Consider the following 25,908-nt stretch of genomic DNA (forward strand, 5'->3'; position numbering starts at 1 on the left):
TCGAACCTTTCATGGCGCAGAAATCGCATTATATCATGCACTTGGCGCGCTACCTGAACCGGATGTCGCCCACAGATTCTGCTGACGAGCCGAAAACTGTGTGGCTTCCATAACGATAGTCCATGATACTCCCCTACTTTTAGCATCATGGTACGTCCAAAATTTTAAAAGATAAATCTTACCGCCTTAAAGGCGGTGGTTTTAACCTTACTTCGGACTAATAAATATACAGTAAATGGCACTACACTACCCTGCAGAAATAATCTCTATTGATTATAAAAGGATTTTTTGCTGATTCAGTGCCAAAATGGGGGATTTTGGGTGTTTTTTGGGGAAAAAGCTGCGAACTTGGGTTAAATCGCAGATCGATCAACCGCCAACCTGGCGAACATGGCGTGCTTTAAAGATGCGTCAGCAGAAAACAAAACTACAGCTTCTCCAGAATAAACGCCCATTCGGCCGGATCGACCGGCGTGATGGACAGCCGGTTGCCTTTCTGCAGGATACGCATACCAGCGAGCTCCGGATAGCTCCTCAGCTCCTTGAGCGAAAGTAGCCTGGTTTTTCTGAGGAATTTGACCTCGACGTTAAACCAGCGTGGATGCTCCCGGGTCGATTTCGGATCATAGTATTTACTGCCAGGATCAAATTGTGTTTCATCAGGGTAGGCAAGCGCGGAAACTTCCACAATCCCGGCAATTCCCGGCTGAGGGCAGCTTGAATGGTAGAAAAACACCAGATCACCGATTTGCATCTGGTTACGCATGAAATTTCGCGCCTGATAGTTGCGCACGCCATCCCAGGCAACCGTTTGCCCCGGTCTTGAGGCCAGACCGTCAATGCTCATTTCCGACGGCTCGGACTTCATCAGCCAGTAACGCATCTTCAACAGGTAATTGGATTGATTGGATTGTCGAGAAAATCTGCAAGTGAAGGTCCCCGCGAATGCCGTCAGACTGATGTCTTGAACCATAGGGTCCAAGAGGGTCGCCGGCCGGTTGCATCAGGTGCATCTATAAAAGACGCTCACAACAACAACCATTTGACTAGCAACCATGCTGTAAGAATTGGTTCAAAGAATACAAATCTTAACTAACACCGCAGGGATAAACGGATCTGCACTGCTCCAGGGAAAATCACTTCAGCGTATCGGGGTGGTCCTGCCCGGAAAGCACATTGTCCAATTTGGACACCATGGATTCAATTCTACGCTTAAATTCCTTGATGTCAAAACCTTTGCCGGCGCGTAAACCCAGCAGTTCATGGGTGATGCTGAGCGCGGCAGCAATCGCAATGCGCTCCGTTCCCACGATCTTGCCCGCCTGCTTGATTTCCTGCATTTTTTGATCGAGATAGGAGACCGCAAGCAGCAATCCTTCACGCTCTGCTTCAGTACAATGAATACGAAATTCTCGCCCCATCACGGTCACATCCAGTGTCGTTTCATGCACCATATCAATTTTCGGGAAGATTGTTCAACAAGGCCTGGAGGCGTCCCGCGGCGGTACCCATTCTCTTGGCCAATTGATGATTGGCCGCCTCCGCATTCTCAAGCAACTGACACAACCTGGAGTTTTCCTGGCGCGCGTCCTGATAGAGCCGCACAAGCTGATCGATTTTTTCTTCCAGCAACTTCAATTCTGCATCCATAGGCTCAATATAGTTTCCCTGTTCTAGGAGGCTGCCCGAGAATAGACTGATCTACTGCGGGCGAGCCTGATTGGCCGGATTTTACGATCCTTTTCGTTAAATAAATAGAATGACTATTCGCCTCAAATGATCGAAAAATCCAACTCAACCAGCCTCGCCCTCGCTACGATCGCTATTCTCGGACAGCCTCCTAGTCAAATCAACAACCCGGATGTCACCGATAACGGCAACGCCATACGCCCCATCGCGCCGCAACGGCATCCAGGCGCATGCACCGCGAACCATGCGATCAGCGATGCAGGATCGTATTCTCCGCTTGCGGCAAAGTATCAGGATAGTCCCGGCTATAGTGCAACCCCCGGCTTTCCTGTCGGCACATTGCGCTACGCACAATCAAATCGGAGGTGCATACCAAGTTGCGCAACTCGAGTAAATCACTCGTCACCCGGAAATTAGAATAATACTCATGGATTTCTCCGCGCAACAAGTTGATGCGATGCAATGCGCGTTGCAAGCGCTTGTTGGTCCGCACGATCCCGACATAGCTCCACATAAAGCGGCGCAATTCGTCCCAGTTGTGCGAGATGACGACTTCCTCGTCCGCATCGGTCACGCGGCTTTCATCCCAGCCTGGCAGGGGCCGTTCCGGTGCCGACTCGCGTGTCAGGATATCCTCGACCGCCGACAGACCGATCACCAGGCATTCCAGCAGGGAATTGCTGGCCAGGCGGTTGGCGCCGTGCAATCCGGTATGCGCGGTTTCACCAACCGCGTACAAGTTGTCGAGATCAGTCCTGCCACGATAATCAGTCACAATGCCGCCACAGGTGTAGTGTGCGGCCGGCACAACCGGGATCGGCTCGCGCGTGATATCAATGCCCAGCTTCAGGCAGCGCTTGTAGATCGTCGGAAAATGCTGGGTAAGAAAATCGGCGGATTGGTGGGAAATATCCAGATAGACGCAATCCAGCCCGCGTTTTTTCATTTCGAAATCGATCGCGCGCGCGACGATATCGCGGGGTGCCAGCTCGGCACGCGCATCGTGCCAGGGCATGAAACGCTCGCCGCTGGGCAGCTTCAATATGCCCCCTTCTCCCCTGACCGCCTCGCTGATCAGAAAGGATTTAGCATGCGGATGGTATAAACAGGTTGGGTGGAACTGGATGAACTCCATGTTGGCAACGCGGCATCCCGCACGCCATCCCATGGCAATGCCGTCACCGGTCGCCACATCGGGATTGGTCGTGTACAGATAAACCTTGCCCGCGCCGCCGGTGGCCAGAATCGTGTTGCGCGCCGCAATCGTGCGCACTTTGCCAGCGCGGATATCGAGCACATAGGCCCCGTGGCAACGATTATCCTTTTCACCGCCATGCGACAGTTTGGCACTGGTGATCAAATCGATGGCGATATGCTGTTCCAGCAGCATGATATTGGGATGGCTGGCAATCTGCTTGTCAAGCGTGTGCTGGATCACTTTGCCGGTGGCATCCTCGGAATGGATGATGCGGCGCACACTGTGCCCCCCTTCCCGGGTCAAATGATAGCCGGTCTCATTGCGATCATCCCGGGTAAAATCGACACCCTGGGCAATCAGCCATCTGACGGCGTCCGGCCCATGTTCCACGATATAGCGCGTCATGTCTTCATTGCACAATCCCGCCCCGGCGATCAGGGTATCCCGGATATGCGCCTCCGGCGTATCCTCGATCGAAAGCACTGCGGCGATGCCGCCCTGCGCCCAGGCACTGGAACTGTCATGCAGCCCTTTTTTGGTTACCAGGGCAACTTTCTGGGTTTTTGCCAAATTCAGCGCGAGCGTGAATCCGGCCAGGCCGCTGCCGATGATGAGTACATCAAAATGAAGTGGTTGCATGGATACAATCCCGAAATATTGGGTAACAAAAGTAACATTTAAAATCGTGAAGCAAAATTATCGCACTTTTTCGCCTGCCTTCGGTCCGGTTACGCTAACATGTCCTGCCATTGTCATTAAAAAAATAAGCTAGAATACGGCAAAGTTTATTCAGGGAAGCATCGATCGCTGTCCATGGCGAGACCAGAAACCACTCAGCGCCATACGACAATCCGGACGCTTCCCATTCGCTTATCACCTATAATTTGTTGATCTAATTTCAGGAGTTTCAGAATGTCAATGGCGGACCGAGATGGGGTTATCTGGTACGATGGGGAGCTGGTTCCGTGGCGGAATGCCACGACACATGTGCTGACCCATACCCTGCACTACGGCATGGGAGTGTTTGAGGGGTTGCGCGCCTACGAGACGCCCGGCGGTTCGGCCATTTTCCGCTTGCCGGAGCACACCGAGCGCTTGTTCAATTCCGCGCATGTCTTCAAAATGAAAATCCCTTACGATCAGGCCACCCTCATGCAGGCCCAACGAGATGTCGTTAGGCATAACGGCCTTGTTTCCGGCTATATTCGCCCGATCGTTTTTTACGGCGCGGAAGCGATGGGATTGTCCGCCAGGGATTTGTCCGTCCATGTCGCGGTGGCTGCCTGGCCCTGGGGCGCCTATCTGGGGGCGGACGGACTGGAAAAGGGTATTCGCGTCAAGATTTCCTCATTCACGCGCCATCACGTCAACATCAACATGTGCCGCGCCAAATCGGTCGCCACCTACACCAACTCGATTCTGGCCCACCAGGAAGTTGCGCAGGATGGCTATCACGAGGCGCTGCTGCTCGATGTGGATGGCTATGTCGCGGAAGGCTCGGGCGAAAACATCTTCATCGTCAAGCATGGCAAGCTCTACACCCCCGACCTGACAGCCTGCCTGGAGGGCATCACGCGCGCTTCGGTGATCGAACTGGCGCAGGAAATCGGCATCGAAATCATAGAGAAACGCATCACCCGGGATGAAGTGTATTGCGCGGATGAAGCCTTCTTCACCGGCACGGCGGCAGAAATCACACCGATACGCGAGCTGGACTGCCGCGCGATCGGTAGCGGTCAACGCGGCCCCATTACCGAACGGTTACAGACCTTGTTCTTCGATTGCGTCAATGGCAGATCAGATGCACATGCCAGCTGGCTGCATTACGTATAACTGAATCAGATGGAGTGATCAATGAGCAATCCTTCCCCCAAAAACTATCCAAGCACGATTGAAATCACCGCAGACGACTTGCCGCTGCACTGCCCCAATCCGCTGATGGATCCGGCGAGCTGGCACCCGCGCGTGTTTCTCTCGATCGAGGCCAGCGGCGAGGCGATGTGTCCTTATTGTGGCACACGTTACATCCTCAAAGGCGGGCCCATCGCAGGGCATCATTGACCCCATGCAACCCATCGCGCGCACCGCATCCCAGATCATCGAACCATAGAGGCAACGCCCCATGAACAGTATTCCACACGAAATCTTCAAGGCCTACGATATCCGCGGAATTGTCGACACGGCCTTGACCCCCGATGTGGTAGAACGCATCGGCCATGCCATCGGCTCTGAGGCGCGCGCCCGCCAGCTCAGCACCATCACAGTCGGCCGCGACGGGCGCCTGTCCGGCCCGGCACTGGTTGCAGCGCTGACCCGGGGCATCCAGCAAAGCGGCATCCATGTCATCGATGTCGGCATGGTGGCCACGCCCATGCTTTACTTTGCCGCACACGAGTTGAGCGATTATTCGGGTGTCATGGTCACTGGCAGTCACAACCCACCCGAATACAACGGCCTGAAAATTGTCCTGGGCGGCGAGACCCTGGCCGCCGAAACCATACAGGCACTCCGTGTTCGCATAGAAACCGGCGATCTGCTGCATGGCGCAGGCAATTACCGCCAGCAAGCAATTGCCGACAGCTACTGGCAACGCATCGCAAGCGACATCCGTCTCACGCGGCCGCTCAAAATCGTCGTGGATTGCGGGAACGGGGTGACCGGCGCGTTCGCACCCGAACTGTACCGGCGGCTGGGATGCGAAGTCATTGAACTGTTTTGCGAGGTCGATGGCACCTTCCCCAACCACCACCCGGATCCTTCCGTCCCCGAGAACCTGCAGGATGTGATTCAGACACTCAAAACCAGCGATGCCGAAATCGGCTTCGCTTTCGACGGCGATGGCGACCGGCTGGGCGTCGTCACCAAGGATGGCAGTATCATCTATCCCGATCGCCAGCTGATGTTGTTCGCCGCCGATGTACTCTCCAGAAATCCGGGCGGCCAGATCATCTTTGATGTCAAATGCACACGCACACTGGCGCCTTGGATCGAACAGCATGGCGGCCAGCCCATTATGTGGAAAACCGGCCATTCTTTCATCAAGGGCAAACTCAAGGAAACCGGTGCGCTGCTCGCCGGCGAGATGAGCGGCCATATCTTTTTCAAGGAGCGCTGGTATGGATTCGATGATGGCCTATATGCCGGCGCCCGGCTGCTGGAGTTGCTCAGCAAACAAGCCGATCTGACTGCAGCCTTGCATGCCTTGCCCGATACGCTCAATACCCCAGAATTACAGATCAAACTCAAAGAAGGCGAAAATCACGCGCTGATCGCACAGCTGCAACGCGAAGCACATTTTCCCGATGCCGACCGGGTTATCACCATTGATGGCCTGCGGGTTGAATACCCGGATGGATTTGGCCTGATCCGCGCTTCCAATACCACGCCGGTTGCCGTACTGCGTTTCGAAGCGAACGACCAGGCCGCTCTGGCACGCATCCAGCAGACATTCCGCGAGGTGATCCTGCAGGCGAAACCCGATGCCCAGCTCCCGTTCTAACCGGGTCACCCGCATCCCCTGCAGGCGCGTCCGGCCGTGAATATCGCGCTCGCCCAGCTCAACTGCACGCTAGGAGACCTGGCCGGAAATGTCTCCAAAATCCTGCACGCCTGCCAGCAGGCCAGGCAAGCCGGTGCCGGGCTCGTCGTGACGCCAGAAATGGCGCTATGCGGCCACCCCCCGCAGGACTGGCTGTTACGGACAGACTTTATCCAGGCCTGCCAGCAGGCACTCGCCAGTCTCGCCACCCAAATCTATGACATGACGCTGGTCGTCGGGCATCCGGCTTATCTGGATGGCAAACTGTACAACGCCGCATCCGTCATCCGGGCAGGCCGCATCGTGGCCACTTACCACAAAAGACATCTGCTCAACGATGGCCTGTTCAATGACCAGCGTTACTTCGAAGCGGGCGGCCAGCCCTGCATTTTCGAACATGATGGCATCACCTTGGGCCTGGCGATCTGCGCGGATTGCCAGCTTCTGCCACATTTGCAATCGACACGGCAAATGGGCGCGCAGCTATTGCTGGTATTAAGCGCCTCCCCTTTTCGCCTCGACAAGCTAGCCGATCGCCAGCAGCGGGTTCGGGAAGGCGTTCTGCACACCGGTATGCCAGCGATCTACGTCAATCTGGTCGGTGGACAGGATGAGCTGGTATTCGATGGCGCCTCATTTGCGATCAACGCTCAAGGCGAAGTCACACACCAGCTCACCGCCTTCCGGGAGATGCTCGGCAAAGTCGAGATCAAGGACAATCAACTGGTTCCCAGTCCCTGCACGCCGCTGCCGGACCGCATCAGCGGCATTTATTCGGCGTTGTGTCTGGGCGTGCGGGATTTCATCGAAAAAAACCGGATAGCAGGCGTTCTGATCGGCCTGTCGGGCGGAATCGACTCGGCGCTGGTCCTGGCTATCGCGGTCGATGCACTCGGCAGCGACAGAGTCAGAACCGTCATGATGCCTTCTCCCTATACGATCGACATCAGCATTCAGGATGCGCGCGTGATGGCAGACAATCTGGGCGTGCACCACGAAGAAATTCCGATCGCCACCCTGTTCAAAAATTTTCTGCAAACGCTGCGTCCCGCACTGGAAGCCTTCCCCTCGCCCAGCAATCCCACCACAGCCGAAAATCTACAGGCCCGCATCCGCGGCACGCTGTTGATGGCATTGGCCAATCAGTATGGACTGCTGGTATTGACCACAAGCAACAAATCCGAAACAGCAGTCGGTTACAGCACGCTGTATGGCGATATGGCCGGCGGTTTATCGGTACTCAAGGACGTGAGCAAAACGCTGGTCTATCAACTTTGCTATCACCGCAATCACATCTCGCCCATCATTCCCGAGCGTATTCTGCAGCGGCCACCCTCGGCTGAATTGCGCCCCAATCAGACCGACCAGGACAGCCTGCCCCCCTATGACAGGCTGGATGCCATCATCGCGGCACATGTCGAGCAAGGCATGTCGCTGGAAGCCATCACAAACCTGGGCTACGAGGAAAACGAGGTCCGGCGTGTACTGCGCCTGATCCATTCCAGCGAATACAAGCGTCGACAGGCCGCACCCGGCATACGCATCACCCGGCGTGACCTTGGCCAATCCTGGCGCTTCCCACTGACATCACACTTCCTGAAATAACCTGGAAATCCTGGAGGCTGATTGAATTATTCTTGCTTCAGGCCGCCCCCTTTAACGTCATAGCAGTCGTGCTGCGGCATAGCTACCGAAACGCACCCGGATAGTCTCGGCATGGCTTTCATTCCGTGACAGCAACTGGTATAAACGAGTGTTCCCAGATAGTCTCACTGAGCAAAGGAACTTGATTCGCAGGCAACTATCAAATTGGCATGAAACTCCATTACCTGATGCTTGTTATACCATTGCTGTTTCCCAGCCAGATCTTCGGGCATGAACTGCCAGACCTGGGTGATGTCTCGCAGGCCACGATCACGCCGCGCCAGGAACGCCAGATCGGCTTGCAAATCATGCGTCAGATCCGGAGTGATTCCAGTTACCTGGACGATCCAGAAATCGCCGACTACCTCAGCCGACTGGGCAGCCGGCTGATCGCCGCCTCCGGCAGCATGGGTTCCGATCACTCATTCAATTTTTTTGCCATGAATGACTCCACCATCAATGCATTTGCGTTACCGGGTGGATTCATGGGGTTCAATAGTGGCCTGATCATCGCGGCACAGAATGAGTCGGAACTGGCGGGGGTCATGGCACATGAGATCGCTCACATTACCCAGAAACACCTCACGCGAATGCTTTCTGGCAATCAATATTTCGGCATGCTCACCTCGATTGCAGCACTGGCGATCGCGATTCTCGCATCTCGCTCCAACCCACATGCGGGCCAAGCGGCTCTGGTCACCGCGCAGGCCGGAGCCATACAATCCCAACTGAATTTCACCCGCAAGCATGAAAAGGAAGCGGACCGGGTAGGATTCAACATGCTGGTCAAGGCCGGCTTTGACCCGCATGGCATGGCCTCCTTTTTCGGGCGCATGCAGCATGCCAGCCGCTATCACGAGAACGGCGTGCCATCATATCTCAGAACCCATCCGATCACGCATGAACGGATTGCCGATATCCAGAATCGCACGCGCGAACAAGGCTATCGCCAAGTGCCCGACAGCATTGAGTTCCACTTGGTGCGCGCCAAGCTGCGTGCGTCCCAAGGCAATCCTATCCAGACGGTCAACGAATTTGACGCCCGGCTGCAGGACCGGCGTTTCCTCAACGAAACGGCGGAGCGTTTCGGCCTGATACATGCACTGCTACGCGCAAAACGGTTCGAGCGTGCCGACAAGGAATTGCATGCCCTGTACCGTGCCATGCAATCCGATCCCTCTGCAGCATCGCTCAAGGACCACCGCCTGGGCCAACCCGTCCGGGTCAGCGGAGATTATTTGCAATCAGGCGCGATGATCGAAACCCTGGCGGCACGCGTCAAGCTCAAGAACGGGCAAATCGATGATGCACTCAACCTTTACCGGACCGCACTCCAAGTTTACCCACAGTATCGCGCGCTCGTCTACGACTATGCCGACGCCCTGCTCAAGCAGGGTCAGGCGCAAGCCGCACTCGATTTCATCAGAAGCCAATCACAATACACCCATGATGATGTCAGGCTGTACCGGCTGGAAGCGCAATGCCATGCCGCCCTTGGCAACGCTTTCTCGCAACACCAGGCCGAAGCCGAAGCGCTCATACACGAAGGGAAATTGCGCGCGGCAATCGAACAACTCCAGATCGCAACCCGCCAGAAACATCAGGATTTCTATCAATTATCGAGCGTAGAAGCGCGCCTGCGGCAGGTAAAAGAAATCTTGGCCGAAGAAGAAAAAAACAACTGATTCCAGTCCGGCTGCGGCAACCACGAATGGACACCAATATACACGAACAAAAAACTACTCCGATTGTGTTGCACACCGTAATTTAACCGATCACCGCACCCTTACCCCGCCGCATGACAACCCAACCCATGAGAACGTCACCGCCCAATCATTCGTGTAAATTCGTGTCCATTCGTAGTTATCAAAACCAATGTCAGGACAGGCCACCCCGTAGGGTGCACCTGTGCACCGGCTTTTGCTGTGTGACAACCGGCAGCTGTCGGCCGGGTGTTTGACGGTGCACAAGTGCACCCTACAATTTACAGTTACAACCACGAATGAACACCAATGCACACGAATAATGAAAACCACTTCGGCTGTGTTGCAACCGTAGTTTAACCGATTAGCGCACCTTTACCCTGCCGCACGACAAACTCAACCCATGCGAGCATCACTACCCAATCATTCGTGTTCATTCGTGGTTATCAAAACCAATAGCAGAACAGATCACCCTACGATATTGTCAAACATCACAACTTGTTATGCGTCCCGTCACAGAACGGTGCATTACTTGTTTTCTTACAGGTGCAAAGCCAGGCTGACTTGCTCTCCTCAGCGGTAAAAGCCAGCGGGGTCAGATCGGTGTCCTTGTGAGAACCATCGCAAAAAGGTTGTGATTGACTTAGGCCGCATCGACACCAGTAGTATTTTTTGCCTGCTTCCAACTGAACCTGGATCGGGGAAAATTTCTGGCTCGAACCTGACTCGCTCATTACGCTCTCCTTGTGATTTTTTAATTTAATGGATCAATCAAACAATTTCAGGGCCGCTTCACTTCCGGCCGGAATATCGCGGGTGGCCATGATCGACTGGATATGAGCCACCTTTTGCCTGCTTCGCGTCACCGCGTTGTCGCTTAGCGGCACCCGATTATCGTCCACCAGGATGCCGTTCAGGGTCGAAGAAAAAAGCCGGGCGATATGAGCCATCTGATCAAACACTTTCTCGCCGTTTGCAACTCTTGGCACATCAAGCAGAAAAGTGACGCCATGGGTAGCGAGTGTGCGCATATTGGAAGGCGAGAACGGTGCCGATTCAAAATTGGCCAGCGAAAAAAGGACATTGTTCGTCTCGCTGTCCCGGTACTTGAACACCCCCTCGGATTCAAGCCTGAAGCCGGAGGCCTCGGCCAGCGCACGAATTTTGGTGCCCACGAAAGCGCCCCCATCCTTGCTGATGATATTGACGCCCACGATCACATCCACATCGGCACAGAATCGATCCAGCAAAACCGCCTGGTCATGCACCTTGGTGATTTCGGGACAATCAGCCTCCGCCATGACTTGCGCGGCAAAATCCTCCACCATGTCACGAAAGCGCGATAAATTGATCTCGCTGACTGGTCCGGAACGATCGGCCAGTTGCAGACATCCCTTCAATCGTCCATAGCTGCCATGGCTGCCCGCATTTTCGAGGGTAATCTCTTCCCATGCCAGCCCCTCCTGGGCCTGCCCATACCAATGGACAGGCTTGCCAAAATCGAACTTCTGCTGCAGCAAATCCATGAACTTCTCATGCGGGACCGGGGCATGTGCGCGAATCTCCACGATGTAATGGATTTTGTTATCGAAATGGGTCGGCTGGGCCGATGCGGGCGCCTCCTGCTCGACGGTCTCGGCTGTCGTCTTGGGCGGACTCGTCGGCGGGACCGCTGGCGCGATCTCGTCAACCGGGGCCGGCAGTATATCCTCATTGAATTGCGGCTCGATGCGCTCATTTTTCGCGAGCGGCTTGTGCTCGCTCAGCAAGGCATCATCATGTTCATTTCTGAAAGCATCCCGCACCTTACGATGGTAGCGCGCCTGCTGTATCTGGTTGAACACCACGACACCGGCAATCACCACAACACCGATAATAATCAGACTGATCTGCAAATCGCTCATAAGCTTTGTCTTCCTCCGTGCACGATTATAATCTTTCTAGCCTTGCTTAAGGGCTCGTTAATGAACCCTAAGTTATAGCCCGTAAAAAAATCTCAAGCATGTTCGGCCTCCTGATCGATGCCCGCCATTGTGTCGATATCGACCGTGACCACTCGGGAAACGCCCTGTTCACGCATGGTCACACCCACCAACTGTTGCGCCATTTGCATGGTAATTTTGTTGTGGCTGATGAACAAAAACTGCGTTTCTCCCGCCATGCGCTTGACCAGGTCGCAAAAACGCGTTGAATTGCTGTCATCCAGTGGCGCGTCAACCTCATCCAGCAGGCAGAATGGCGCAGGATTCAGCTTAAACAGCGAAAAAACCAGTGCCAGCGCCGTGAGCGCTTTTTCCCCGCCGGATAGCAAATGAATGGAACTGTTCCGTTTACCGGGCGGGTGCGCATACAGTTGCACGCCCGCATCCAGAATATCCTCACCGCCGAGCACCAGGCCTGCATGCCCGCCACCGAAGACGGAGGCAAACAATTCGACCAGATTGCCATTCACCTGATTGAATGTTTCCTGCAAACGTTCACGGGTCTCGCGGTCGATCTGGCGAATGGCATTTTCCAGAGAATCGATCGCCGCGCGCAAATCCTGTGACTGCTCATCAAGATGCGTCCGACGCGCCTGCAAGGCCTCCAGCTCCTGCAAAGCGGCCAGATTGACCGGACCGAGCGCAGCGATCTCCTGATTGAGGCGGTTGATACGATTCTGCAGCTTGGTCGGTGGTTCATGACCCAGTTGCCGCAGCACTTCCAGCTCATCCAGTGTGGATTCCGCCAGTTTGTCGGCAAACTGCGCCTCTGTCAGACTGGCCTCCTGTTCTTTCAGGCGCGCCTGATTGATCGCTTCCCGGCATGGATGCAACCGCTGTTCAGTCTGCATTCGCATCTGCTCGGTATCGATCAGCATACGATCGATTGCTTCCAACTCATTGCGCACAGTGCCCAGCATCTGCTCATGTTGTGCGCGCTGTGCCTGCCAGTGCTCCAGGTCGGCAAGCAGCACGGATTCATCAAACCCTGCTTGTGATTGCTCGAGTTTTTGCAGGGTATCGGCGATATCCGCTTTATTTTGCACGATCATCTCGGCACGCTGCTCGCAATCGGCAATTTTGTCGTGACAGCTCTGCTCGTTGAAAGCGGCCTCGCGCAATTCATGCGCCAGCCGCTCGACCAGTGAACGCTGCGCTGCCAGGGCCTGTCCGGAGGCCTGACAGGCCGCTTCCGCCCGCTCCAGCTGTTCCTCCAGGGCTGCTTTCTCCTCGGCATAAGCGGCCAGATCGATTGCCACTTGCTGTTGCTGCGATGATTCTTCCGCGTGTTGCAGCGCCAGCTCGGCCAGCTCCGTTTCCAATTGCTGCCGCCGTTGCATCAAGCGTTCGTTCTGCTGCGCCAGCTGCACGCTTTGCAACTGCTGCTGATGCAGCTGGTTTCTGAGCTGCTCGATTTCAGCACGCGTGTGCGCCATTTCGCTGGCGATATCCCGGCAATCCTGCTCGACCTGCGCGAACGCAGCCTGTTTGGCCAGCAGCGCGTGCTCAAGTGCCTCATGCACCGCCGCCAACCGCTCGATTTCCTGCTGCCGCGACAACACGCCATGCAACACGGAATCGGGCGCAAAATAGCTCACACTGTGACGGGTCAGGCTATGCCCTTCGGCTGTGATCAGCATTTCCCCAGGCGCGAGCTGCATTCTGTCGCGCAGACCGGCCGCAATGCTGTCGACCGTGAACACGCCATGCAGCCAGTTTTCCAGCACGGGCCGAATCGCTGGATTGCGGTACTGCAACAGCGCGCCGAGCGGCTGCCATGGCCGGTCAGCGGCAGTTGCGGCCTGCGTGCCAGGGGTTGACTGGCCCGATACCGGCGCGCATTCGCAGGCAGACCACTTGCCAGGGGGATGCTGCCCCTCCCAGTCCAGCGCCTGCTCCAGCCGGTCCACGCTCACCGCCTGGATACGCTCGCGCAGGATCGCCTCCAACGCGTTTTCCCAACCATCCGCCACCCCTATCTGCTGCCATAAACGCGGCAGCGCATCCAGCCGATGTCCCGCCACCCAGGCATTCAGATCCTGATCACTTTCCAGCTGGCACTGCAACCGCTGCAAAGCATCCTGCTGCGCCTTGGCTTGCGTCATCTCCCGCTGCAGTGCCTGCACCGCCTGCAGGGCCGCTTCTTTCTCCTGTTGCGCGGCTTCCAGCTGCGTCTCCTGCACTTGCAGCGATTGCTGGCGCGTTTCCAGCACAGTAGCCAGCTCGCTATTCGCCTGCTGCAACGCGGTCAAGCGTTCCTGTTCAATCAAAGGCTGGTCGCGCTGCTCATCCAGCAAACGCTGCTGGCGCAGCGTCAGTTGTTGCAGGGTTTTCTCGGCATGGGCAAGCTGATTCTGTTGCAATTTCTCGTTCTGGCGCGCCAGTGCCAATGCCTCCCGCAATTTTGACACATGCGCCTGATCGTTGCGAGCAGCCACCTCCTGCTGCGGCAGTTGTCCGGCTTCTAATACATGCTTCTCGGCACAGACCGCGTGGTATTCGCTCGCCTGTTCCAGTTTATCCCGCCATGCTGCCAGATCATCGAGCATTTGATCCGCCTGCTGTTCATGTTCTTGCAACCGGTCGGACGCCTGGGCAATCTGCTGAACCAGACGCTCCCGATTTTCACGCATATGCCGGATATTCTGTTCTATCCGGCCAATTTCGCCATCGGCGGCATACAGCTCCCCCTGGATCCGATGCTGCCGATCATTCACCGTCCGTTGCTGCGAACGGCATTCATCCAGTCGCGCGACCGTTTGCTGCAGACCGGTTTGCAAATCGGCCAGTTCCTGGGTCAGCTGTTCGATATCTGCCTGCGCCTTGAGCCGCTGAGCCTCGGCCTGCCGCTTGCGCAACGACCACAGCGCGCACTGCGAGGCCGACAACTGACGGTGCAAGTCCTGGTAGCGCAGCGCCACTTCCCCTTGCGCGGCCAAATGATGCGACTGTTTCTCCAATTCCTCGAGAATGTCATCCAGGCGCAACAGATTGCCGCGTGCATCGCTCAAACGCAGCTCGGTTTCATGACGCCGTTCCCGGTATTTGGAAATGCCCGCTGCTTCCTCAAGGAAAGTGCGCAATTCCTGTGGCTTGGCCTCAATGATCCGGGAAATCATGCCTTGCTCGATGATGGCATAACCGCGCCCGCTGACACCAGTCCCGAGAAAGATATCCGCTACGTCACGGCGGCGCACATGGATGTTGTTGATGTAATAGGCCGACTCGCCCTCTTTCTGCATGATGCGCTTGATGGAGATCTCATTATAGGTACCCCACTGACCCGCCACCTTGCCGGCACTGTTATCGAACACCAGCTCGACACTCGCCCGCCCGACCGGCTTGCGCTTGGCCGAGCCGTTGAAGATGACATCCTGCAAGGATTCGCCACGCAAAGCCGAGGCGCGCGACTCCCCCAGCACCCAGCGCACCGCGTCGATCACGTTGGACTTGCCGCAGCCATTGGGCCCGACGATTCCAACCAGATTACCGGGAACGGGGATAACGGTAGGATCAACAAACGACTTGAAACCCGCAAGTTTGATTTCGGTCAGGCGCAATTTGGGTAGGCAAAAGGTTATAATTTCGGTTAGACGCCTATTCTAAACGATTTATCTGCTATGGAAAAAACTGAAAAAGCCACCTTCTCCCGGCCTTCAAAGAGCCTGGAAACTTTCGACAACCCCGTCCGCGCGCGCGATTACCGGATACACATGGAAATCCCTGAATTCACCTGCCTATGCCCCAAAACCGGACAGCCAGACTTCGCAAGACTGACGCTCGACTATATCCCGGACAAAAAATGTATCGAGCTCAAGAGTCTCAAGCTCTACATCTGGTCCTATCGCGATGAAGGCGCTTTCCACGAGGCGGTCACCAACCAGATACTGGATGACCTGGTTGTGGTCCTCAAGCCCCGCTTCATGCGCCTGACCTCGAAATTCTATGTGCGGGGTGGCATTTTCACCAATGTCGTGGCGGAACATCGCAAAAAAGGCTGGCAGCCCCAACTGCCGGTATTTCTCGAAGCATTCGACCAGCAATCGAATACCCGCGGCTAGCCGCCGCATATACCGCTATCAACTCAGCAAACCATGACTATGGATCAATACCGCGAAGAACATGACGCCCTGGGCAGCGTAAAAGTGCCCACAAATGTTTTGTGGGGCGCGCAAACCCAGCGCTCGCTGGACAATTTCAGGATCTCGGGCGAGCGCATGCCGCCTGCCCTGATTCACGCCCTGGCATGGGTCAAACGCGCCGCAGCCAGCGTCAATCACGAGCTGGGCCTGCTGGACGGCGACATCGCCCGGGCGATCATGCAGGCCGCCGATGAAGTCCTGGCCGGGCAACATGCGGGTGAGTTCCCGCTGGTTGTCTGGCAAACCGGTTCCGGCACGCAGACCAATATGAACATGAACGAAGTGCTGGCCAACCGGGCTTCCGAAATTCTCGGCGGCCAGCGCGGCGCCGCACGCAAAGTCCACCCGAATGACCATGTCAATAAGGGACAGTCCTCCAACGATGTGTTTCCGACAGCCATGCATGTGGCGGCAGTCATCGCGGTGCGCGAACAACTGATGCCCGCGCTCGAGACGCTGCGCACAACCCTCGCCGCCAAAGCCGAGGCATTCGCAAATATCGTCAAGATTGGCCGCACTCATTTACAGGACGCCACCCCGCTGACCCTGGGGCAGGAATTCTCCGGCTATGTCTCCCAGCTGGACCACAGCCTGGCCCACCTGGCAGCCGCCATGCCCCATCTGCTCGAACTGGCGCTGGGCGGCACCGCGGTCGGCACCGGCCTCAACACCCATCCGGAATTCGCTACCCGCACCGCCGCCGAGATCGCCCGCCTCAGCGGCCATCCATTCGTGACCGCGCCCAACAAATTCGAGGCACTGGCGGCCCATGACGCATTGGTGCACGCCCATGGCGCGCTCAAAACCCTGGCCGCTGCATTGATCAAAATTGCGAACGACATACGCTGGCTGGCCTCCGGCCCGCGTTGCGGCATCGGCGAGATTCGTATTCCGGAGAATGAACCGGGCAGCTCGATCATGCCCGGCAAGGTCAACCCGACCCAATCGGAAGCCTTGGTCATGCTGGCCTGTCAGGTCATGGGCAACGATGTCGCGATCAACTTCGGCGGCGCCATGGGCAATTTTGAGCTCAATGCCATGAAGCCACTGATCATCCACAATTTCCTTCAGAGCACGCGGCTGCTGGCAGACGGCATGGAGAGTTTCAACACTCACTGCGCGCGCGGCATCAGCGCCAATCACACCCGTATCGAGCAACTGATGCATGATTCACTGATGCTGATCACCGCCCTCAACCCCCATATTGGCTATGACAAGGCGGCAGAAATCGCCAAAAAGGCTTACCGCGAGGATACGACACTGAAAGCCGCGGCAATCGCGCTCGGTTATGTTACGGCAGAGCAGTTTGACATGTGGGTCGACCCACAAAAGATGACAGGCAATCCGTGCAAGATAGAAGATTCAGGTGAGCCCGGTAGAAATTCCGAACCCTAAGGAGTCGTGAAGGAATAAGTGTGACAATTGGGCGCGTCTGGTGGGATGCAATGCAAGGCGAGAGGAGGAGTCATAGCAAGGCTATGGCGACGACGAGTAACGCCGCAGTGCACCCGCCAGATGTGATCCAAGTGTTACAGTTATTTATGAACGACTCCTAAATAAAACAACGGCCGGAAATTCTGTCAGAACGTCCGGCCGTCGAGTATAAAACGGTAGATATGATTAGTATTTACCGCCCAATCCGAAGCCCCAGATGAAATAGCCGAGGATGATAAAACCTACCGTAGCGACGATAGCAACTTTCCATGCCTCTTTTTCCTTGGCTTCTTCTCTTTTTGTAGTTTCTTCATCATAACCCATGTTTCATACTCTCCTTTAATTAAACAATAAAACATCTAATTACGTTCTCAGGGGTCTGTAACCAGCAAGTATAACCACTGGTTACAGACCCCTGATAATAAAACACCCTTCTTAGTCTTGACTCATGAACTTATCAGGACAATCAAGAAAAAGGTTAGTATTTACCGCCCATACCGGTAGACCAGATCAAGAATCCAATCACAATGAACGCAACAGTTGCGCCAATAGCGACTTTCCAGGCTTCTTTTTCCTTAGCCTCTTCTCTTCTTGTCGTTTCCTCGTCATAACCCATTTCTTATACCTCCTTAAAACAAGTATTTAAATTAATCTTGAACTGGCTTCATGAAATCAGATCAGTTGACCTGTCCTCAATCACGCACCCTGACTAATAAAATACTCTTTTTCGTTACGATTCATCAAGTCTTCAGGGTAGAAAAACAAAATATCAGTACTTACCACCCATGCCGGTGCTCCAGATCATGAAGCCGATCACGATAAACGCAACGGTGGTAACGATGGTCACTTTCCAAGCTTCTTTCTCTTTGGATTCTTCTCTTTGAGTTGTTGCCGCGTCATTGTATCCCATGCTTTATCCTCCTAATATAATTAAATGTTTTTACCCATTTTTGGATAAACTCCCATTCGCCCGGGAAACTGTAGTTATCTCAGCTCAGATGCCCGGCAATACCACCTTATGCGTTTACCTTTTGTGAAAAAACCCATAAAGCTGAGAAGGATTCTAACCCAGAATTTTTGACATGGGAAGCAAAAGCGGCACCCAATTTAGCCATTATTTGTCGCACCCAGTTGACAAATAATAAAATAAGCTATCAAACACGGGCTTTTTTGCCAGCCAGAGGCAATAGACGCCCGGTCAAAACACCCAATGACCATACTCATATAATGGGAATTGGCGACGCGCCCACACTCAAACAAACAGCATGCTCGTGTGAAGCCAGCACTTTGGTTGCAAATTACAACCACGAATGCACACATATAATGAAAATCACTTCCAATAGCGCAACAGCCCGGCAGGGTGCACTTGTGCACCGGCTTTTGCTGTGGGCCGGGTGTTTGACTGCAATTCAAACCACGAATACACACGAATGAACACGAATGAACACGAATGAACACGAATGATGAAAACAACTTCGATTGTGTTTAACCGTAATTGGGCTGGTTACCACGTCTTCATCCCGCCCATGACAAAACTCAACCCATGTCAACATCATCACCCAATCATTGGTGTACATTGGTGTCCATTCGTGGTTACCAAGACCAATAGCGGAACAGGCCACCCTACGCTATTTGTGAGCTGACGATGCCTGTTGATTGATGTGACTGGCCCATTTCAAAGCCCCGAGCTCTGCCTGGCGCAGGCTTGGCATATCCAGAAAGCCCAGTCCAGCCAGGATCGCATCAACTTGCATCCTGTCCCCTTTCTCACTGGCCTCGATCAACCGTAGGAGTTGGCCGAACCGGCCTTCACGGGTTAACAACGCCTGGATGATTTCATCCGGCATCTGCAGCTTATCCACTATCTGCCGGATATCGATACCGAACAACGCATCCAGTAAGGACATGATGCCCGTCATGAAGGCCTGGTCATGATAATTTCTGTCACCCGGGCGGTCTATGGCAGCAATTGATTCCATCAACTTGCCCCGCACGGCAGCCGTCTGCATCAGGGCATTGGACATCCCGCCACCGGAAGCATTGGAGGCAAACAAGAGCAATTGTACCCACCGCTGCAACTGGCGATAACCCAGCACCATCACAGCCTGTCGTATGGAGCCAATTTTGTGCGGAAACGCTGCTGCCACCGAATTGACCATGCGCAACAGGTTATAGCTTAAACCCGGCTGATGCTTGAGCAGCTGCTCGATACCATCGATTTCGCCATCATGCGTCACCAGCGCCAGCAATTGCAAAAGAGAAAGTTTGGCCGGTTCTATCTGCCTGCCCTTCACGATCTCGGGCCTGGCAAAATAGTAGCCCTGAAACAGCTCGAAACCCATCGCCATGCAGATCCCGGCTCGCGCCTGATTGTCCACTTTTTCGGCAAGCAGGGTCACCCGCCAATTCTTCAGCGTTTCGACCACGCAGCCGATCTCGTTCTCGGTCAGCGTCAACACATCCACTTTCACCACATTGACGATCGGCAGCAATTGTCTGATCTGGTCATCGACCTGGGTCACATCATCCAGCGCGAGCCGATAACCCAGCCGCTTCAGTTCCAGGCAGCGCTGCACAACCTCCTCGGTAATCGAAATCGATTCCAGCAATTCCAGCACGACATGCCTGGTGGGCAACAGCAGGATGGCATCACTCATCAACAGTTCACGGCTGACATTGATAAAGCCACGCTGCCGACCCAGCACACGCTGTATGCCGAGCTGGCCATAGGCATTGATCACGACATTGGCTGAAGCCTCGACATCATTGGTGATATCTGCCGAATTCCCCGAACCCGCCCGGAACAGCAATTCATAAGCAATCAGATTCTGCTTGCGATCCAGAATCGGCTGTCTGCCCAGGAAAACATTGAGCATCAGAGTTTATCGCTGTCGGCAGCCACCCTCATGGCGTCCTTGCCGGAGCGCTTGGCGAGATAGAGCGCTTCATAGGCACGCTCGAACAAGCTATTCTGGTTCTCGTGAAATCGCCGCAAAGCGATCCCGGCACTGAAAGTGACCGTAACGGGATGGCCATCCATATCCAATAACGGTTTCTTGGAAAAATTGGTGCGCAGGCGCTGCATCACCCAGCCCGCCGAAGCCGGCGTGATATCAAGCAGCAGAATGATGAATTCCTCACCCCCGTAACGGGCCACCACATCGCTCGGCCGTAAGGACGCACGCGCCATTCTCGCAAAATGCATCAGGACGGCATCGCCAAACTGGTAGCCATACTGATAGTTAATACGGCTGAAATCATCCAGGTCGACCGCCACCGCACACAAGGCATTTTCGTTGCGATCGGCCCGCGCGGCCTCACGCAGGTAGACGGTATTCAATCCCCGCCGGTTGAAAGCCCCCGTCATCGGATCGGTATGCACCTGCTCCCGCAGCTGCTCCAGTTCAAATTTGAGTGATTCAATTCTTTGCTCGGCCAGCCGCAACTGCTCCTGGGCATGATACAAATCGTTGCCATGACGTTGATCGTAGCTATCGGCCAGCGCGGTTTCCAGGGCATCAATACCGTCACCGGCCTGGCTGCTATCGCGCATCCGTTGCGCATAGTATTCGACATGCTGATAATAGGCATCGGCACCAGGGGTCGACTGCTGCGCATCATCGTGCTGCGTTTTGCGCTTGCCGGCGCCCGAGGATCCAACCAGCCGCAGTGATTTATTTTCATCTGAAGTTTGCATGCGCGCCCTCTCCAAGTTATACCATCGCCAGAGTTATTATGTTGAGAGTCCCGGTTAGGCGACAAACTTAAAAACTATGCAATTCATGTCAATCAAAATAGCCATCAACCGGGTTCTCCAGATTCATTCCGGCAGCCCTCTACGGAATACAGAATCGAAAAGGATCAAAAAGATTTTTCCAGTAGAATGCCTGCCGCGAGGGGCAGATTAACAGCATCTGGCCGATTCAAAAGTGGGAACTATGAGGAGAAAACGCGCCTTTTATTGTGCCATGTCAAAGCCGGGCAGGAGCAACGCAGCCCATCCAAGCAAGACAACCAGAACCATTCATCTGCCCTCGCGCCTATTTGCGGACGGAGTCAACCACGAATGGACACGAATACACACTAATAATAAAAAGGCTGTGTTTCACCCGCAACCAGACCGGCTAACCCGCCTCCACCCGGCCACATGACAAAACTCAACCCCCGTGAGCGTCACTACCAAACCATTCGCGTCTATTCGTGTTTATTCGTGGTTCCACCAATCCCAGTCACAGGACAGCAACGGCTACACCTTGCCGCGTGACAATACTCAATCGACCAGGTGATGTCTGATCGCGTAGCGGATCAGTTCGCTGTTGTTGGAGAGTTTCAGTTTTTCCATCAGGCGGGCGCGGTATACGCTGACGGTTTTCGGGCTGAGGCACATTTCTTCGGAAATTTCGGTCAGCCCCTTGCCGGCGGCGATCATGCACAAGGTCTGATATTCCCGATCGGAAAGCGCAGCATGCAATGGCTGGTCGGTACCGGTAGTGATGGCGTTGGCCAGTTCCTCGGCCAGCGCCAGGGTAATGTATTTGTGCCCGGCCGCGACCTGGCGGATCGCGGTCACCAGCTGCGCGGGCGCGCTTTGCTTGTTCAGATAACCGGCTGCACCCGCCCGCAGCGCGCGGACCGCAAATTCATTCTCATTGTGCATGCTCAACATCAGCACCGCCAGGCCCGGCCGGTCCTTTCTGATCTGCTTGAGCACTTCGATGCCGTTGCGGTCAGGCAGTGATATATCCAGCAGCAACACATCGAATACCCGCTGGCGCACAATCTTGATTGCCTGAAAACCGGTTTCGGCCTCCCCGGTCACGCTGATATCGCCAGTCTCGCTCAGAATCTGCTTCAGCCCCTGGCGTACAATCGCGTGATCATCGGTAATCATCACCCTTATCATGGTTGTAACCCCTAGTCCTGCTATGATGGCAGCATGCCATACCGATTCATTCAGCCGGCATTTCAGGCGAGCGGGGCGCGGGACTCTTGATCGGAATCCAGATCATCACCTCGGTGCCCGCTTTCGCCTGCCCCTGGATATGAAACCGCCCGCCAAGCTGCTGACAACGCTCGCGCATGCCCTTGATGCCGAATGACTCCACTTTATCCAACTCCGGCCGGGTGATTCCACGGCCGTTATCGGCAACCTCCAAATACATGCAGCCGCCCGTCTCCGCCAGCCTGACCTGCACTTCGGATGCCCCGGCATGCTTGGCGACATTGGTCAGCGCCTCCTGAAAAACCCGGAAAATCGCCACTGCCAAATCCCCGTCCAGGTCAATTTCCTCCGACTCGCACACCACAAAACAGGCGACCCCGGTATGCTTGCTGAACTCCCTCGCCTGCCACCGCACCGCCGGCACGATCCCGCAATCGAGAATCCCCGGCCGCAAATCAAGTGCGATCCGGCGCGTGCTGTCGATCACCATATCCACCAAGGTTTCGATCGCGGCGGCTTTGTTGCGGTAAAATGCGGCCGCCCGCTCGCTATTATCCATGCAAGGCACCAGCTCACATTTGATCGCGGTCAAGATTCCGCCGATTTCATCGTGAATTTCGCGCGCGATCCGGGCGCGCTCATGCTCCTTCACTTTCTGCGAATAAGCGATCAATTCCGCCAGCTGGGCGCGCGAACGCGCGATTTCGATTTCAGTTTGCTTGTTGCGCGTGATATTGAGCATGATTCCATCCCACAGCACCGCGCCCCGCGCCCCGCGCCCCGCGCCGCGGCGTGGCCCGCAGGCTGACCCACTTGATATCGGTATCGCCCTGTGCCTGGATACGCCCCTCCCAGTTCCAGGCAGCAAACTGCCTGGCAGAAGCCTGCATCGACTGCCCGTAACCCGCCGCATCTTCAGCCAGAATCAATTCAGCGAACTTGGCCGGCCGCGCTTGCAGAATCTCTGGCGCCAGCCCCAGCAGCGCCTTGCAGCCTTCACTGACATAAGGAAAGGCAATTTCACCATCCGCCTCCAGCACGCACTGGAACACCAGCCCAGGCAAATTGGAAGCGAGCGCGCGGAAACGCGCTTCGCTCTTCTCCAGCGCCAGCTGGGTGGCATGGAAATGCTGCAGCCGCTCATGCTGCTGCAAGCAATAACGTATCGCCGGCGTCAGGCGCGCGAGACTGCCAGCCAATAAGAAATCCCGCGCCCCGGCCGCCAGCAAGCGCGCCGCCACCCGCTCATCGTCGTGGGAAACCAGCGCAACCACCGGAATATCCAGCACCTGCCTTGCCACCAGCGCCAGCACCTGCTCGGCGCGCATCTCCGGCTGGTCATCGGTCAACACCACATCCCACGCCCGCTCCTGCAGCACATCCACCAAGTCTTCCCGCGCCGCCACACAACGCACCGTGGCCGGCAACCCATCCTGCCCCAGCCGATCACGCACTCGCCCGGCCGCCTCATCCGTATGCCCGACCATCAAAATCGTCACTATTCGAGTCATACCCACCTCATTCCATCTTCACCACACAGCGCCAGCCAACCCGGCCAGCACCACGGCAATCCCAATCCATACCAAAGCTAAATGGTAGCAAACTCACACCCCACCCCCCCAACAATTCGCATCAATCCGCCCCCCCACATCGCCCAACTGTTGCCAAACACCCACACTTACCCCTCACGGCTTGGGTTTGAACCGCGAATGATGAAAATCAACCCATGTGAGCATCACCACTCAAACATTCGTGGTTATCACGGTGATGGCGATTGCCGAAGGGCGTAGGGTGCACTTGTGCACCGGCTTTTGCTGTGTGAAAAAGGGCTGCTGCGGGCCGGGTGCTTGACTGCAATTCAAACCACGAATGGACACCAATACACACGAATGAATTGATGGTGATGCGCGCAGGGGTTGGGTTTTGTCATGTGGCGGGGTGAAGGGGTGGCAACCGGCCCAATTACGGTTAACGTTATGTCCGACTTTTCCACCGATGCGGATTTCGGCTGCCATGCATTACCGCAACCACGATGATTGTTGCTTTTTCTATTTGAAAATAGATACCAAAAGGAAACCGTCTGATCATTGCGCGCCTTGTACCCCGATGAACATTCGGGTATGCCAGCGGAGTTTCTGCAACATTCGATAACGTTATCGTCACTTCATCGAGGAATTTGTGACCCAATCCCTGCTGTCGCTCTTCATACCAGGCCGCCGCATCTGCCAGATCCTCTCCGCTTCCGGCCGGAGTCGAACTTCACAGGTCACAAATCACGCCGAATTTCTGCGATCGCCTCCATCGCTGATCGGCCTGGGTTTTTATCGACTTCGTAGGCATTTAGACGTCTATCAAGCTCAGCCTTTTGTTCAGCGGTCAGTCGCAACATCTTCTGATCAGACGCGATGCTATCCCATAAATCCTCAACCAGCTGTATGCGCTCGTCAATTGGCAATTCGGTCAGTTTTATCTTCATCATGATAGGCTTTATCCGGCTGTAATACTTTCATAAAGAAATGCAGCATAGCGCATAACGAATAAGGCTAGAAGGCCAAAGCCAGAATCGATAACACTCCTTATACTTTCCTGGTTCGAAACCTGATCCCGGCATGCATGACTCCGGCATGCAAACACTATATTCCGGAAACGATGAAATCCAATGCAGCAACGATTTCAGATCGATACCGAGAAAGATCGCCGATTTCCTCTCCCAGAAATTTCCTGTCTATCCCTGCGATTTGTTGTGTGAGCGCAATAAAAGATTTATTTTCTATTTCCAGAATTGGGCATAACTTTGTAATGGCTGCTTTTCCCGCAAGATCGGCCGGACAAAGTGGAATAACAATAGTGGTTCGCAGGCTATCGAGTACATTGGATTGGATATCCAAAAGATAAGGATAGATTCTCCTGGTTACATTATTTGGGTTTTCATAAACCTTGAACTGAGCCATTAAAAATTTCTCAGATCATCGCTAAAGATGCCATGTTCCTCAACCAACTGGTTATAGGTTTCAATAGCAATCTTGTTTTGCGCCTTCCAAAGTTCATGCTGCCTGGCGTTCACCAATTCAGTCAGAGCCGCTTCCAGTGTTGCTGACAGATTAATCTTCAGCTCTTTGGCCTTGGCAAGCAAATCGCTGTTTATACTGACATTTACAGGCTTTTTTGCGGCTCGTACGTCAAAAAATGCATTCATGCGCATATCTCCCGTGCTTTTTATCCACATATACTATGCGCAGTATAACTATGCTGCAAGAGATGAATTTGCAAGCCCGGTAGGGTGCACCTGTGCACCATCAAACACCCGGCCCGCAGCAGCCCTTTTCCACACAGCAAAAAGCCGGTGCACAAGTGCACCCTACGCCTGCAATTCAAACCACGAATGGACACGAATAGACACCAATGAATTGGTGCTGATGCGCGCAGGGGTTGGATCATGTGGCGGGGTGAAGATGTAATAACCGGCCCCATTATCAAGCGCAACGCAACCGAAGTAATTGTCATCATTCGTGTTCATTCGTGTGCATTCGTGGTTTTGGCCGTAGATACTCTGTCTTCAGTCAAGCAAAATTTACATATTAGCGCCCTTTATTTTGAAAAACTTGTCACCATCAAACGGCATGTTGTTATGCAGCA

Annotated in this window: 28 protein-coding genes and 1 other RNA gene; 8 read left to right on the forward strand and 21 right to left on the reverse strand. The window is 54.8% G+C overall.

The genetic code is table 11. The annotated features are described in order from the left end of the window. Positions 1 to 427 precede the first annotated feature (427 nt). The 6 genes from BLV85_RS09960 to nadB all read right to left on the reverse strand — a co-directional run bounded on the left by BLV85_RS09960 (position 428) and on the right by nadB (position 3,526). Positions 428 to 883, reverse strand: coding sequence for an EVE domain-containing protein (locus BLV85_RS09960; protein ID WP_090414804.1), 456 nt, complete (start codon positions 881 to 883; stop codon positions 428 to 430). Positions 884 to 932: 49 nt separating this feature from the next. After that, positions 933 to 1,110, reverse strand: a non-coding RNA gene (ssrS, locus tag BLV85_RS09965) — 6S RNA. Between the two features lie 26 nt (positions 1,111 to 1,136). Beyond that, positions 1,137 to 1,454, reverse strand: a complete 318-nt coding sequence (locus BLV85_RS09970) for a cell division protein ZapA (RefSeq protein WP_090414806.1) — start codon at positions 1,452 to 1,454, stop codon at positions 1,137 to 1,139. A gap of 1 nt (position 1,455) precedes the next feature. Next, entirely contained in the window at positions 1,456 to 1,650 is a 195-nt protein-coding gene (locus BLV85_RS09975; protein WP_090414808.1) for a hypothetical protein, read from the reverse strand. Positions 1,651 to 1,794: 144 nt separating this feature from the next. Continuing rightward, complete coding sequence (locus BLV85_RS15240; protein ID WP_176974006.1) at positions 1,795 to 1,935, reverse strand: hypothetical protein; 141 nt, start codon at positions 1,933 to 1,935, stop codon at positions 1,795 to 1,797. Positions 1,936 to 1,939: 4 nt separating this feature from the next. Beyond that, a complete protein-coding gene (gene nadB, locus BLV85_RS09980) occupies positions 1,940 to 3,526 on the reverse strand; it encodes an L-aspartate oxidase (RefSeq protein ID WP_090414810.1) in 1,587 nt (528 codons plus the stop codon). A 273-nt stretch (positions 3,527 to 3,799) separates the two neighbouring features. Here nadB and BLV85_RS09985 point away from each other — a divergent pair, with 273 nt between their 5' ends. The 5 genes from BLV85_RS09985 (at position 3,800) to BLV85_RS10005 (ending at position 9,754) form a co-directional block, all read left to right on the forward strand. Further along, on the forward strand, positions 3,800 to 4,720 hold the full coding sequence (locus tag BLV85_RS09985; RefSeq protein ID WP_090414812.1) for a branched-chain amino acid transaminase: 921 nt from the start codon (positions 3,800 to 3,802) through the stop codon (positions 4,718 to 4,720). 21 nt (positions 4,721 to 4,741) lie between these two features. Then, positions 4,742 to 4,948 carry a zinc-finger domain-containing protein gene (locus BLV85_RS09990; RefSeq protein WP_090414814.1) on the forward strand — a complete coding sequence of 69 codons (207 nt, stop codon included), beginning with the start codon at positions 4,742 to 4,744 and terminating at the stop codon, positions 4,946 to 4,948. Positions 4,949 to 5,009: 61 nt separating this feature from the next. Beyond that, positions 5,010 to 6,386, forward strand: a complete 1,377-nt coding sequence (locus BLV85_RS09995; RefSeq protein ID WP_090414815.1) for a phosphomannomutase/phosphoglucomutase — start codon at positions 5,010 to 5,012, stop codon at positions 6,384 to 6,386. 36 nt (positions 6,387 to 6,422) lie between these two features. Further along, positions 6,423 to 8,030: an NAD+ synthase gene (locus tag BLV85_RS10000; protein ID WP_090414817.1), complete on the forward strand. Its 1,608-nt coding sequence runs from the start codon at positions 6,423 to 6,425 to the stop codon at positions 8,028 to 8,030. A gap of 209 nt (positions 8,031 to 8,239) precedes the next feature. After that, positions 8,240 to 9,754 carry a M48 family metalloprotease gene (locus tag BLV85_RS10005; RefSeq protein ID WP_090414819.1) on the forward strand — a complete coding sequence of 505 codons (1,515 nt, stop codon included), beginning with the start codon at positions 8,240 to 8,242 and terminating at the stop codon, positions 9,752 to 9,754. 509 nt (positions 9,755 to 10,263) lie between these two features. On the opposite strand, the gene BLV85_RS10010 is transcribed toward BLV85_RS10005, so the two are convergent. From BLV85_RS10010 to smc, 3 genes are all read right to left on the reverse strand, one after another. Then, on the reverse strand, positions 10,264 to 10,506 hold the full coding sequence (locus BLV85_RS10010; RefSeq protein ID WP_090414821.1) for a CDGSH iron-sulfur domain-containing protein: 243 nt from the start codon (positions 10,504 to 10,506) through the stop codon (positions 10,264 to 10,266). A 33-nt stretch (positions 10,507 to 10,539) separates the two neighbouring features. Next, positions 10,540 to 11,676, reverse strand: a complete 1,137-nt coding sequence (locus BLV85_RS10015) for a cell division protein ZipA C-terminal FtsZ-binding domain-containing protein (protein WP_090414823.1) — start codon at positions 11,674 to 11,676, stop codon at positions 10,540 to 10,542. 92 nt (positions 11,677 to 11,768) lie between these two features. After that, positions 11,769 to 15,314: a chromosome segregation protein SMC gene (smc, locus tag BLV85_RS10020; RefSeq protein WP_090414824.1), complete on the reverse strand. Its 3,546-nt coding sequence runs from the start codon at positions 15,312 to 15,314 to the stop codon at positions 11,769 to 11,771. Between the two features lie 60 nt (positions 15,315 to 15,374). Between smc and queF the strand changes: the two genes are divergently transcribed. Then, positions 15,375 to 15,815 (forward strand): preQ(1) synthase, encoded by a 441-nt coding sequence (queF, locus tag BLV85_RS10025; protein ID WP_090414826.1) that lies wholly within the window; start codon positions 15,375 to 15,377, stop codon positions 15,813 to 15,815. Positions 15,816 to 15,854: 39 nt separating this feature from the next. Further along, entirely contained in the window at positions 15,855 to 17,291 is a 1,437-nt protein-coding gene (fumC, locus tag BLV85_RS10030) for a class II fumarate hydratase (RefSeq protein WP_090414828.1), read from the forward strand. A gap of 225 nt (positions 17,292 to 17,516) precedes the next feature. Here fumC and BLV85_RS15245 read toward each other — a convergent pair whose 3' ends face one another. From BLV85_RS15245 to BLV85_RS10075, 12 genes are all read right to left on the reverse strand, one after another. Beyond that, on the reverse strand, positions 17,517 to 17,654 hold the full coding sequence (locus BLV85_RS15245) for a hypothetical protein (RefSeq protein ID WP_176974007.1): 138 nt from the start codon (positions 17,652 to 17,654) through the stop codon (positions 17,517 to 17,519). A 154-nt stretch (positions 17,655 to 17,808) separates the two neighbouring features. Beyond that, entirely contained in the window at positions 17,809 to 17,946 is a 138-nt protein-coding gene (locus BLV85_RS15250; protein ID WP_176974008.1) for a hypothetical protein, read from the reverse strand. A 153-nt stretch (positions 17,947 to 18,099) separates the two neighbouring features. Continuing rightward, on the reverse strand, positions 18,100 to 18,240 hold the full coding sequence (locus BLV85_RS15255) for a hypothetical protein (RefSeq protein ID WP_176974009.1): 141 nt from the start codon (positions 18,238 to 18,240) through the stop codon (positions 18,100 to 18,102). A 718-nt stretch (positions 18,241 to 18,958) separates the two neighbouring features. After that, positions 18,959 to 20,206, reverse strand: a complete 1,248-nt coding sequence (locus tag BLV85_RS10040; protein ID WP_090414832.1) for an EAL and HDOD domain-containing protein — start codon at positions 20,204 to 20,206, stop codon at positions 18,959 to 18,961. Then, the gene (locus tag BLV85_RS10045; RefSeq protein ID WP_090414835.1) at positions 20,206 to 21,027 is read right to left on the reverse strand and encodes a GGDEF domain-containing protein; all 822 of its coding nucleotides are present in this window, start codon (positions 21,025 to 21,027) and stop codon (positions 20,206 to 20,208) included. The genes BLV85_RS10040 and BLV85_RS10045 overlap by 1 nt, the downstream gene beginning before the upstream one ends. Positions 21,028 to 21,600: 573 nt before the next feature. Continuing rightward, the gene (locus tag BLV85_RS10050) at positions 21,601 to 22,233 is read right to left on the reverse strand and encodes a response regulator (protein ID WP_090414837.1); all 633 of its coding nucleotides are present in this window, start codon (positions 22,231 to 22,233) and stop codon (positions 21,601 to 21,603) included. Positions 22,234 to 22,279: 46 nt separating this feature from the next. Next, the gene (locus BLV85_RS15665; protein ID WP_245725168.1) at positions 22,280 to 23,014 is read right to left on the reverse strand and encodes a sensor histidine kinase; all 735 of its coding nucleotides are present in this window, start codon (positions 23,012 to 23,014) and stop codon (positions 22,280 to 22,282) included. Beyond that, positions 22,983 to 23,783, reverse strand: coding sequence for a PAS domain-containing protein (locus BLV85_RS15670; protein ID WP_245725169.1), 801 nt, complete (start codon positions 23,781 to 23,783; stop codon positions 22,983 to 22,985). The genes BLV85_RS15665 and BLV85_RS15670 overlap by 32 nt, the downstream gene beginning before the upstream one ends. 463 nt (positions 23,784 to 24,246) lie before the next feature. Next, complete coding sequence (locus BLV85_RS15965) at positions 24,247 to 24,459, reverse strand: type II toxin-antitoxin system RelE/ParE family toxin (protein WP_425433804.1); 213 nt, start codon at positions 24,457 to 24,459, stop codon at positions 24,247 to 24,249. 79 nt (positions 24,460 to 24,538) lie between these two features. Beyond that, positions 24,539 to 24,751, reverse strand: a complete 213-nt coding sequence (locus BLV85_RS10065; RefSeq protein WP_218132809.1) for an addiction module protein — start codon at positions 24,749 to 24,751, stop codon at positions 24,539 to 24,541. Positions 24,752 to 24,905: 154 nt separating this feature from the next. Further along, the gene (locus tag BLV85_RS10070) at positions 24,906 to 25,223 is read right to left on the reverse strand and encodes a CcdB family protein (protein WP_090414839.1); all 318 of its coding nucleotides are present in this window, start codon (positions 25,221 to 25,223) and stop codon (positions 24,906 to 24,908) included. Further along, positions 25,223 to 25,468: a type II toxin-antitoxin system CcdA family antitoxin gene (locus BLV85_RS10075; RefSeq protein ID WP_090414841.1), complete on the reverse strand. Its 246-nt coding sequence runs from the start codon at positions 25,466 to 25,468 to the stop codon at positions 25,223 to 25,225. The genes BLV85_RS10070 and BLV85_RS10075 overlap by 1 nt, the downstream gene beginning before the upstream one ends. Positions 25,469 to 25,708: 240 nt before the next feature. Here BLV85_RS10075 and BLV85_RS15470 point away from each other — a divergent pair. After that, a partial coding sequence (locus BLV85_RS15470; RefSeq protein ID WP_218132810.1) for a hypothetical protein occupies positions 25,709 to 25,908 on the forward strand: 200 nt, incomplete at its 3' end.

The sequence above is a fragment of the Nitrosomonas halophila genome (assembly GCF_900107165.1).
GTDB lineage: Bacteria > Pseudomonadota > Gammaproteobacteria > Burkholderiales > Nitrosomonadaceae > Nitrosomonas > Nitrosomonas halophila.